Annotated in this window: 9 protein-coding genes; 3 read left to right on the top strand and 6 right to left on the bottom strand. The window is 47.3% G+C overall.

Going from position 1 to position 11,341, the window contains the following annotated elements:
• Window positions 1-102 precede the first annotated feature (102 nt).
• Window positions 103-957, top strand: coding sequence for an exosortase-dependent surface protein XDP1 (gene xdp1 / locus KOI40_RS13655; protein WP_216098086.1), 855 nt, complete (start codon window positions 103-105; stop codon window positions 955-957).
• Between the two features lie 174 nt (window positions 958-1,131).
• Here the strand turns inward: xdp1 and KOI40_RS13650 are convergent, their stop codons facing one another.
• The 6 genes from KOI40_RS13650 to KOI40_RS13625 form a co-directional block, all read right to left on the bottom strand.
• Window positions 1,132-2,289 (bottom strand): nucleotidyltransferase domain-containing protein, encoded by a 1,158-nt coding sequence (locus KOI40_RS13650; protein WP_216098085.1) that lies wholly within the window; start codon window positions 2,287-2,289, stop codon window positions 1,132-1,134.
• A 26-nt stretch (window positions 2,290-2,315) separates the two neighbouring features.
• Complete coding sequence (locus KOI40_RS13645) at window positions 2,316-3,188, bottom strand: HprK-related kinase A (RefSeq protein WP_216098084.1); 873 nt, start codon at window positions 3,186-3,188, stop codon at window positions 2,316-2,318.
• Window positions 3,189-3,233: 45 nt separating this feature from the next.
• Window positions 3,234-3,437: a hypothetical protein gene (locus KOI40_RS13640; protein WP_216098083.1), complete on the bottom strand. Its 204-nt coding sequence runs from the start codon at window positions 3,435-3,437 to the stop codon at window positions 3,234-3,236.
• A gap of 88 nt (window positions 3,438-3,525) precedes the next feature.
• Entirely contained in the window at window positions 3,526-4,371 is an 846-nt protein-coding gene (locus KOI40_RS13635) for a hypothetical protein (RefSeq protein ID WP_216098082.1), read from the bottom strand.
• A gap of 358 nt (window positions 4,372-4,729) precedes the next feature.
• Entirely contained in the window at window positions 4,730-6,043 is a 1,314-nt protein-coding gene (locus KOI40_RS13630; RefSeq protein WP_216098081.1) for a nucleotide sugar dehydrogenase, read from the bottom strand.
• An 81-nt stretch (window positions 6,044-6,124) separates the two neighbouring features.
• Complete coding sequence (locus tag KOI40_RS13625) at window positions 6,125-7,189, bottom strand: SDR family oxidoreductase (protein ID WP_216098080.1); 1,065 nt, start codon at window positions 7,187-7,189, stop codon at window positions 6,125-6,127.
• 513 nt (window positions 7,190-7,702) lie between these two features.
• Between KOI40_RS13625 and prsK the strand changes: the two genes are divergently transcribed.
• The gene (gene prsK / locus KOI40_RS13620) at window positions 7,703-9,970 is read left to right on the top strand and encodes an XrtA/PEP-CTERM system histidine kinase PrsK (RefSeq protein ID WP_216098079.1); all 2,268 of its coding nucleotides are present in this window, start codon (window positions 7,703-7,705) and stop codon (window positions 9,968-9,970) included.
• Window positions 9,967-11,322 (top strand): PEP-CTERM-box response regulator transcription factor, encoded by a 1,356-nt coding sequence (prsR, locus tag KOI40_RS13615; RefSeq protein WP_369413189.1) that lies wholly within the window; start codon window positions 9,967-9,969, stop codon window positions 11,320-11,322. Before prsK ends, prsR begins: the two co-directional genes overlap by 4 nt.
• Window positions 11,323-11,341: the final 19 nt, after the last annotated feature.

Below are 11,341 nucleotides of genomic sequence, written 5' to 3'. Positions count from 1 at the left end.
CTGGCAAGTAATTTGCTTTTGCATAGAAATATCGCCCAACAAGCGTGGGATAAACGCACAGCTTTGTGCACTGTTATTAGATTACCGCAGGGAGAATCACGGATGTTGCTTACAAACATGGAACGTACCGGCCTGTTTTCAACTTCGACCACCAAAAAACTATCCGGAGTCCTGGCGATATTCTGCCTCTCTCTGGCCTCGCTTGATTCTCAAGCAGCGGTAGACCCCACCTGGGATTTTACCGGCAGCTATTCTAACACCTCCGCCGGCCTATTATTCCAAAGTACCAACAGCAGCATGACCGCGACGGTGTCAGGATGGGCAGACACTGGGGCTTATGGCGGCATTAATAACTTTAGCAACGAACTGGTTCAATTCGGCAGCAGCGGTCTCGGTCTGGATCGCCAAACTGTTGACGACGGTGATCATGAAATCGACAACTATGGACACCAGGAATTTCTGGTATTTCACTTTAGCGCACCGGTTTCTATCTCGGGGTATAACTTTGGCTACATAGATACTGACTCAGATTCCACCTTACTTGCCTATCAAGGGGCGAATGACGACCTGGGGCTCAGTTCATCTGATGGCACTGACCAGCTTGTCGATCACGGCTGGACAGCAATCGGACACTATCTGGGTAATAGTGGAACCTATTCCGTCGACAGCTCAGGACAAACCGGTGGCATTTATTCCAGTTATTGGATTATTGGCTCCTACCTTAGCGATGTATCGGCCAACCTGTTCAGTAGTAGCTGGTATAGCTATACAGATGGTAAAAAGGACGCCTTTAAACTCAGCTCTCTGACATCTTCAACACCTACAACGCCACCTGGCTCCCCGCCCACCTCCGAAGCCCCGGCACCGGCCTCACTGGGATTGTTTCTGGGCGGATTATACCTACTTCGAAGACGGGTCAAAAAACAACAGAAACTTGCTACTCACCTGCACGCCTGAATAAACAAATGACAGCCTTCGATCGACAATAATCCATTGCAAAAAAGGCTCAGTGATGGAGCCTTTTTCAGTTTTTGGATTCACCAAACCAACCTGTCAACCCACTGACTGAAAATTTGAAAAAACAAGTCACCAAATACCGGTCACAGCCTCTTCAACCAGGCACTAGCTTCTTTAGCGGGATTTAGCATCTACCTGCTGCTCAAGCAATTTATCCAGGGTGGTCGGTTTTCTTTCCCGCTTTCGCTCTTCCAGCCGCTTCTTGAATGGAGCCCAAATCGATTTATACATCAAATGCGGGATCAGTAAATGCACTGGCATTTTCAGATAGTGTGAGCGAACATACAGTACCCATCGCGCAAGACCCGTCCACCTGTCATAACAGCTTGAATGATCCGGCAACAAACCGCGATCAAACATCCACAGCATAAGAGCTCTTCGAGGGAAAGATGCGTTTGTAGCAGACTCTGCCTGTTTCAAAATATCAACGGGCACTGCAACCTTGAACCATTTATGACAATAGTGAAGCGCGTAAAATAGAGGGTAAGATAACTCCAGAGCTTTCCCTCTGCACAGCAATGCCTGCCAATCAGTTTCCGTAGTGCAAAAGCGCTCCAAAAGGCTCGCAATATCTTCAAGATCTCGTAGGCCATGCTGCATCTCACCATCAAAAAACAAATGTGTGGCACTGTGCAAGATGATGTCTGTATCACTCAAACGATAGAGATTCGTTTCCTCCGAGAACCGAGTAATATCTTCCAAAAGCAACTCACTGGAAGGATGCACCCTGGCCGTCTTCGGCAAAATTGCATGATGCACGTCCAGCTCGGTTTCACGTTTGCCATGTCTCAGGGGCGGTAATTCATGCATCCAGCGACGATAATACTTCTGGTCATATTCATCGAGATGTACAGACAACCAGCCATAGCGTTCAAGCAGTTGTTCGGCTTCAGGAAGAACCTTTTCAGGTAGCAGAATATCAATATCAGTAAACAGCCGACCCTCCGCCGGAGGGAGTTCTCCATAACTGTAAGCCGCTCCTTTCAACAGCACAACAGGAACACCCAGAGGTTCCAGCGACTCAGCCAGTCCCTCAACCTCCTTACGTATAGCGTGGCCATGCCGTCGGGTCACCTTGTAAGACCAGGCCAAATGTTTTACAGGTTTATTCGGCAATGCCACCCGACCATTTTGGGTATTTTTTAGCTTGACGTACAACCGTGCCAACATATCGATACTGCGAGCCTGCCGAATCAATAGATCCCATTCCTCCAGAGTAAGCCGTGAAGCAGACTCAGGGTTGACCAGGATTTGTAATAGAAGACACTTCATTTCAGCAGTTTCCCGCAGGGAAATAATTACCCTTTACCTTCAGCCATCCGATCGAATAAGGCAATAGCCTCGTCAAGATCTGAATATTGGAAGTCATAACAGGCACTCTGGGTAATCACATGATTTAACGCTTCGAACCCTTCATCACCCAGCACATTAAAGTTAAAAGACTGACGAGCAAGATTAAGGAAAGACTGAGCCTTGGTACGCTGTGTCAAGCTGGTTACAGCACCTTGGATAAAACGAGGAAAGATGACCCAATTGATCTTAGCTTCTTCATGACTTCTATTGACACTGTCTTCAGGCGCCAGCATGTGAGCAACATCCCCTTTGGCGGTATCGGGACACACTGGACCAATCTTTGCCTCTGGTGAGAATTCACGAATCACCTCAATGGCACGATTTTTCAGGCAAACTGGACGCGCCAGAGGTACGACATTCGCGCTACCATCAAGACAGACAAAAGCCAACTCATCACTCAACAAACGCCAACCACGACAAACCAATCCTGCACACAAGGTGCTTTTTCCCGCGCCCGGCGGGGCAGACAACAGCAGCACCTTGCCTTGTTTTTCTACAACAGCAGCATGAATCACCAGATACTCATGACAATAGCTGGTCATACACCAATTCAATCCCCACTCAAACATAGGCAGAGCCTGTGTTCTGGGTAAGGGTTTAAAAGGCAGAATCCCATCAAGTTTAAAATTTGCCTGAGGACGCCACCAGCGACGCACCCCGGAAGCACCGTCGACAGTGACATGAAAATCATGAAATGCGTTATCATTAACCGGATAATGGCCGTAAAGGTGTTGAACGCCGCTAATCACTTCTGGCAGGCCCGATGTAACCTGTATGGAAAAAGGCCCTACTTTCAAAGACAGTGTTTGCGGATTCATAGAAAAGACAACTGCAGAATCATTGGGGAACTGTGGTGAGTTCGTTCATAAAGGTATTTGATGAATTAAGCCCAGACTGTGCAGGTAAGGGATATAGTGTCCGGACACATCCCCCTGATCACACCGAACAGAACCGGAAATCGCTTGATGGATTTCCACAACAGAAAGGGTTTTACCTTCAAGTACTTCGACCACAAACCTGGCAGGCCCGGAAAGCCAATGCACATCGCCAGAGCAACTTAGATACACTATCGCCTCCTGCTCACCTGGCCACGTGGTTAACTTCAGCTCCGGAAGAGTCGTCCAAGCCAAGCCACTTCCCTCTGTCAACGCTCGATTAATCTTCAACGCCTCGGCAGGTCTCGTCCCAATCATCGAGCAATACACATGACATTGAATTCATATCGAAACGCTCACCCCTTTTACAACATGGAATACAAACGCCTTCATGCTCGACAAACCCGGGAGCACATTCTCCTTTAGCATTCAGAAAACACTCTCCAGACTCATTCATATTCACCAAAACCGCCATAAATTCACTCTGCGTGATATAGCGTCCTTGATATTCAGTGCCGTAATGGACTGCCTTAGCCACCTCAATAATTTGGATCACCGTTGATCCGTAAAGACTGGATGCTGCTGCATTCAATACGGCAGCAACCAGATGATTCTCGTAGGTGCCTAATGAACCTTCAAGTTCATGCTCCAACATGACGTCCAGCATGGTTGTAAAATCGTCGCCAATGGCAGGAGCAAAACCAAACACAGCAGAAAACGGTGTCGCACCATCAGTTGTCCACTCTTTGGTCGCCTTACCATCTCTAAAAACCTGAGTACCTGGAGAAAAACCGGTTCCCTGCCAGGCAAGCAGATTGTTTTTCCAGAAACCAGGAGTGCATCCGTAGCCGGTACAATCATCGTCATCATGACGGCCTGAAGCGTTGCCTGAAGCAAGTGCAGAAACTGAACAGATACCACCTCCCCAAGCCGGACGACTGAACAGCGACATCAGGAGAGGTGCTGAAACACCTGCCTTGGCCACATCTCGACGAGAAACACCTCTTTTTCCATTCTCAATCAATCCATCCATAGGCTGATGAGAAGACATATCATCTTCTACTGAACGATTGGCGTTATCACCCGGATTCTGCTTGTCGGAATTGCCCTTTAAGTCCTGTCCCATAGAATTGGACTCCAATTTAAATACTGTCCTTTGTCAGCCAGCTCTGTCGAGTTTTCCAAGGGATACTGCTTCAGCATACCGATATTCAACTAGACTGAACCGCCTCCGAGAGTTGCTCGATGCGTTTTGATTATTAATGCTTGCTCAGGATGGTATATCCATGCACCACATACCTAATATAGAGCTACCCAAGCAAGTTTTATTCCTTTAATTTATCCTGTTGATTTACATAGTCTTTTTCCCGTCGGTAGCGAACACCTTTTAAGCCACCGGGCAAAGTGTAAAACAAACTGACACTGGAACCAGCAGGCAAAGCTTACAAAATCAGCTCAGACTATTTCGAATTCAAATAAAAAACCTACAAGCGCCAAACATCAATACCTGCCGTGGATAACTCCTCACGATCAACACAGGATTTAACATCAACAAGTATAGCGTCTGGCGTCATAAATGCCTGAAAATCAGTCGCCCTGAGGGTTTTGTATTTTCTGTGAGGCACAGCCAGAATCACAGCATCTGCTTTGGGCAAAGCCTCCCAAGACAACAAACCTACACCATATTCATGCATGGCTTCATCAGGACACGCCAGGGCGTCGTGTACATGAACATTGCAGCGATATTCCTGTAACTCACGAATAATGTCGATCACATGGGAGTTTCTCAGATCCGGACAGTCTTCTTTAAAAGTCAGCCCCAGTACAATGATATTGGCACCATTGACCGGCTTACTGTTACGCACAAGACACTTCACGGTTTGCTCAGCAATGAATTTTCCCATGCTGTCGTTTATCTGCCGCCCTGCCAAAATGACTTGTGGGTGATGCCCGGCAGCTTCAGCCTTGTAGGTCAGATAATACGGATCAACCCCAATACAGTGTCCGCCGACCAGGCCAGGACGGAACGGCAAGAAGTTCCATTTGGTACCTGCTGCCTCAAGTACATCCATCGTATCGATATCCAAACGATGAAATATCAACGACAACTCATTCATTAAAGCAATATTCAAGTCCCGCTGAGTGTTTTCAATGACTTTGGCTGCTTCGGCGACTTTGACACTGCTCGCACGATAAGTACCAGCATGAACCACTTTCTCGTAGAGAGCTGCCACCCGCTCCAGCGTTTCAGGTGTATCACCGGAAACGACTTTAGTAATGGTTTCCAAACGGTGTTCTTTGTCGCCAGGATTAATCCGCTCCGGAGAGTAGCCCACATAAAACCCATCCACTTCTGACTGACCGGCCGTATCGGGATGGCCCAGCCACTTCAAACCGGATTGTTGTTCAAGAATCGGCACGCAGAACTCTTCCGTACATCCTGGATAGACCGTAGATTCAAATACCACCGTGGTTCCTGGACGCAAATATTGGCCCACCGTACTGCACGCTCCACCGAGCGGGCTTAAATCCGGCTTTCGGGCATCATCAATAGGTGTGGGAACAACGACGATGATGACGTCCGCCTCAGACAACATCACAGGATCGTTGGTGTAAATTAATTTGGTCGCTTGGGCAAGGCGCTCGGACTCAACTTCACCACTGGGGTCATTACCTGCTCGATATTGATCCAGCTTTGCCTGGTTCAGGTCAAAACCAATGGTCCTGACTACATGGCCAAACGCGACGGCGAGTGGCAATCCCACGTAGCCCAACCCCACAATTGCTACAGTTTCCATATTTTCCCAATCCTAAATAAATACAACCACACCATTGCAGTATTGTTTGTTTTTATAGTGCATTCTACCTATAAGAAAACACTAATCCTGAGGTGTTGGCACCCTAGACACATTGAACGTGTCACGCTTATGAAGAATAAACCAGTCGCAGGTCTCTTTTAAGCCCTCGAGAGGGCCATGTGTCGGCTCATAACCCAGCAGATTCTTTGCTTTTGAAATGTCGGCCTGAGAATGCATCACGTCACCCTGCCTGAATTCACGGTAATTCACATCTTGCAGGAGGATCTCAGGGCACGCTTTACCAAGCAGCTCTTTGATATGACTGTAGAGCTCATTCAGCGAAGTCCGTCCACCAAAAGCAATATTATAAACCTGATTAATGGCGTCCGGGTTACAGGTAGTTGCGGCAAGAATATTGGCCTGCACGGTATTCTGAATAAAACAAAAATCCCTTGATGTCTCACCGGTGCCATTGATATAGCACGATTTTGACTCCAACAACCGTCCTATCCAAAGAGGAATTACCGCGGCATAGGCCCCTTTCGGATCCTGTCGTGGACCGAAGACATTAAAGTAGCGCAACCCAATGGACTGCAGACCATAGACTTTTGCGAAAACATCGGCGTACAACTCATTAACATACTTTGTCACGGCATAAGGCGAGAGCGGATTTCCTATGGTTTCTTCCACTTTGGGCAAGGCCGGATGATCCCCATAAGTCGAAGATGACGCCGCGTAGACAAAACGCTTGACCCCGGCATCCTTGGCGGCGGTCAGCACATTCAGAAAACCATCGATATTAGCAGCATTGGTAGCCCGTGGATTATCAATAGAACGGGGGACACTGCCCAGCGCCGCCTGATGCAACACATAGTCCACGCCTTCAACAGCCTGAATGCATGCATCAGAGTCAAGAATATCTGCTTCCAGAAAATGAAAATTATTCCACTGCTCTTCAGAAACACAACCACGAACATCATCCAGATTCTCTCGATGCCCAGTGGCGAAGTTATCCAAACCAATGACAGTTTGATCCAACCTTAATAAGGCTTCGAGCAGATTGGAGCCGATGAACCCAGCAACGCCTGTTATCAACCACTTCCCTGGCTCTGAACGTAAAGACTGGCTAATTTGTGAAAACAACATTACACACGTTCCATTTGTGGTCTTTAGCGGAATCGATTTCTGACATACATTTCATCCGTCTATGATAGCAACATCTGCCACAGTAACATTCAGCTGGACAGAACCTCCCTATAGAATAGTTGAGAGTCACTAACAATACTTTCTAATAGATGAAAATGGTATATAAATTAAAGTCGATTCAAAAGCGAAATCCATATCATGCTGACATAAAAGCGAAGACTTATGCGACAAAGTGTCAGAGTATAATATACTGTTCATACGAGTGGGCAAGTGTTGTTAAATCCTGTTGGATTGAGATAACCCGAAGAAATTAAAATTCAAATTCATTAGAACCAAAGCGTACTTATCGTTCAAAAGACAAACAGACATATAACCAAGACAAGAAAGCGGGAAATCCTCCTGCGATCAGTCAGTAATGGTTAATACAATCACGGATTGAAATTGACTCCAACATCGCAGACACGGATGAAACAATGCACAAACATATAACCGAATGGATAACACGGTAAGCTGATGATTAGCTCTCCCGGATTTTACAGTTATCTACTGACTTTTTTAGCGTTTACCTTTCTATCACTCCTGCTGATAGCCTCATCAAGAAAGAAGCATCATGGTAAACGTCTGATTATTGCCTGTGCAGCCACCTCTGTCTGGGCACTGCTGGCCGCTCTGAAAGAAACTTCCTTACACATCCCGGACCCGCTATCTGATTCATTTGAATGGTTTCGCTATGCTGCCTGGGCCTACTTTCTGTCCGGGCTTATTTCAGGTGATACAGACTCAAGTGATACTTCGGTTAATTTAGAAAAGTCGACTCCCATCATCAAACCCCATACCGTGTTACTCATCGGCTTCGTCACCTATGTAGCGGTCATCTCACCCTATGTCCTGCAATGGCTGCCACAATCGGTCAACTCTGGCTTTTCTCAAGAGGGAGAAAGCAGAACACTTCAAATTTCCATCCTGATTCTTCTGACTATTCTGGGGCTCGGTGTTATCGAACAAATCATACGCAGCAGTTCTCCGGAACAACGCTGGGTAATCAAATTCCTATGCCTCGGCATCGGAGCGATGTTTGTCTATGACTTTTATATGTACAGCGAGGCACTGCTGTTTAAAGAGGTAAACCCACAGCTCTGGATAGCCCGAGGCATCATTAACGCCCTGACAGTACCTCTCATCGCTGTATCTGCAGCACGCCACACCAACCTGAACCTAGGAATCCATGTTTCCCGTCATGTGGTTTTTCAATCCGCAACGGTGATGGCGGCGGGTATATACCTTCTGGCAATGGCCGCCATGGGCTATTACGTTCGCTATATTGGTGGCACATGGGGCAACTTATTGCAAATCCTGTTTTTGTTTGGATCTGGGCTACTTCTGGTCGCCATGCTGTTTTCCAACAAACTGCGCATGAACCTGAAAGTGTTGCTCAACAAACACTTCTACAGCTATAAATATGATTACCGTCAACAATGGCTGGAATTCACTCATCATCTTGCAAACACATCCGGCGAAGTGCCGGATCGAAGCTGTCAGGCGATAGCAGGCCTCCTCAATTGTGCAGGCGCTCTGCTATGGAGTAAAAATCTAAACCAAAAGTACGAACTGTTAAGCCACTGGAATATGCCACCGCCTGATATAGGAAGCGATCAGCTGCAAACAGACGTGTCCTCGGTCAATCAGTTCTTGGAGAAAACCCTCTGGGTCATTGATTTCGATGAATATCTTCAGGATCCGCAACGCTATGAAGGCCTGGTTATTCCCGAGTGGCTTATCGCCATTCCAAAAGTCTGGTTGATTGTTCCCCTTATATTGCAAAATCAGATTTTGGGATTTGTGCTTTTGAAAAAATCTGACATCAGCACATCTGTAAACTGGGAAGACCGTGACCTTCTAAAAATGGCAGGGCAACAGGCAGCCATTCATCTGGCACAATACCGGTCAGAAATGGCACTTATAGAAGCACGACAATTTGAGGCATACAACCGCCTTTCTACTTATGTCATGCACGACCTGAAAAATATCCTTGCCCAGCAATCTCTGATCGTTTCCAATGCCGAAAAACACCGTCATAAACCCGAATTTGTGGATGATGTTCTCAGTACGATTGCCAACTCAGTCGATCGAATGAAACGGCTCTTGGGTCAAATGAAACGGGGGGAACGCAGTGAATCAAACCGCCTAATTGCTTTGCAGTCCCTGCTGGAAGAGGTCATCAATGAACACGCTATCCGCAACCCCATTCCTCAATTGGTATCACCATCAACTCCCGCAACAGTGCTCGCTGACAGAGAACAGCTCAAGAATGTTCTTGGGCATCTAATCCAAAATGCCCAGGAGGCCACCCCCGACAACGGCGAAATTACTGTGGAATGCGTCCAATCCAATCAAGCGACTGTGATTACCGTCTCGGACAGTGGCCATGGAATGGACGCGGACTTTATCAGAGAACGCTTGTTCAAGCCTTTTGATTCAACCAAAGGCCTAATGGGGATGGGCATTGGCGCTTATGAAAGCCGACAGTATATACTTTCAATTGGCGGGGATATCCGAGCTTACAGTGAAGTAGGTATTGGCAGTCAATTTAAAATCACCTTGCCCAGTCCTTCTCCCTCTTACTCTGCTGCAGATCAGAAATCAGCATTGGATACAGAAGAGGCAGGAAATGCGCTAATATCACAACAGCACAACCCGCCAGGCAACGCCGACACGTGCGAGAAAAACGCGTCAAATGAAAGCATCGAACAAGGATTGACAACTCAAAGGAGCAGTTTGTGAACGACACTGAACGACACCTGCTGGTGGTCGAAGATGATCCCGGACTCCAGAGCCAACTGCGCTGGTGTTTCGACGACTTCAATGTCGCCATCAGCAGCAATCGTGAAGAAGCCATTGCCATGGTAAGGCGCCAACCACCAGGTGTAGTCTTACTGGATCTTGGCCTGCCTCCGGATCCCGGCGGAGTGACTGAAGGCATGAACACGCTGCGAGAAATTCAAGCTCTTTCACCCACAACCAGAATCATCGTTGTCACAGGGGATCACGACCGCGACCATGCGGTAAAGGCCATTGGTCTGGGAGCTTACGATTTCTATCAAAAGCCCGTCGATGCCGAAATCCTCACATTGATGGTCAATCGTGCCTACAGCGTTTACGAACTGGAACAAGAAAACCAGCGATTGCACACCTTACAAAAAGAAAGCCCACTGGAAGGCATTATTGGCTCAAGTCCACAGATACTCAAAGTCTGCCGTACCATTGAGAAAGTCGCCCCCAGTGACATCACCACGCTGCTTCTGGGAGCCAGTGGCACCGGTAAAGAGGTTTTTGCCAGAGCGCTTCACAACCTGAGCTCCCGCAAAAAACAAAAGCTGGTTGCTATCAATTGCGCTGCCATTCCGGAAAATCTCCTGGAAAGTGAGCTGTTCGGTTATGAAAAAGGAGCATTCACCGGTGCCGCCAAGCAGACACCCGGTAAAATCGAATACGCTAACGGTGGCACCTTGTTTCTGGATGAGATTGGTGACTTACCTCTGGAGCTTCAATCCAAACTGTTGCGATTTCTGCAGGAGCGAGTTATTGAGCGAGTTGGCGGAAGAAAGGAAATTCCCGTAGATGTCCGTATTATCTGCGCGACGCACCAGGATCTATCCACTCACATACAGGACGGTCGTTTTCGGGAAGACTTGTTTTATCGAATCAGTGAGATTACCGTCAACATCCCAAAACTAAAAGATCGCGAAGGTGATGCCCTACTACTGGCCAGAACATTTTTAAATCGTTTTAGCAGCGAGCATGGCAAGAATCTAAGACGTTTCTCTGATGATGCTATACAAGCTATTGAGGGATACTCCTGGCCAGGCAATGTCAGAGAGCTGGAAAGCCGTATCAAGCGGGCTGTTATTATGGCCGATAACAATCACATCACTGCTGAAGATCTTGAAATTGAATTTGATCCGGCCGAAAAAACACCCTTGAACCTTAAGCAAATTCGAGAAGAAGCCGAGCGGAATGCTATTTTAAGAGCCCTCAACCACTCTAACGACAACATTTCTGAAACAGCCAAAAGCCTTGGAGTAACCCGCCCCACTCTCTACAACATGCTGGAAAAGTATAACCTTAAAGCATAATGATCTTCTGGACTGAATC

It is taken from the genome of Pseudomaricurvus albidus (assembly GCF_018863235.1).
Classification (GTDB): Bacteria; Pseudomonadota; Gammaproteobacteria; order Pseudomonadales; family Cellvibrionaceae; genus Pseudomaricurvus; species Pseudomaricurvus albidus.
The sequence above is the reverse complement of the archived record's forward strand: the minus strand, read 5'-3'. Positions and strand labels throughout refer to the sequence as shown.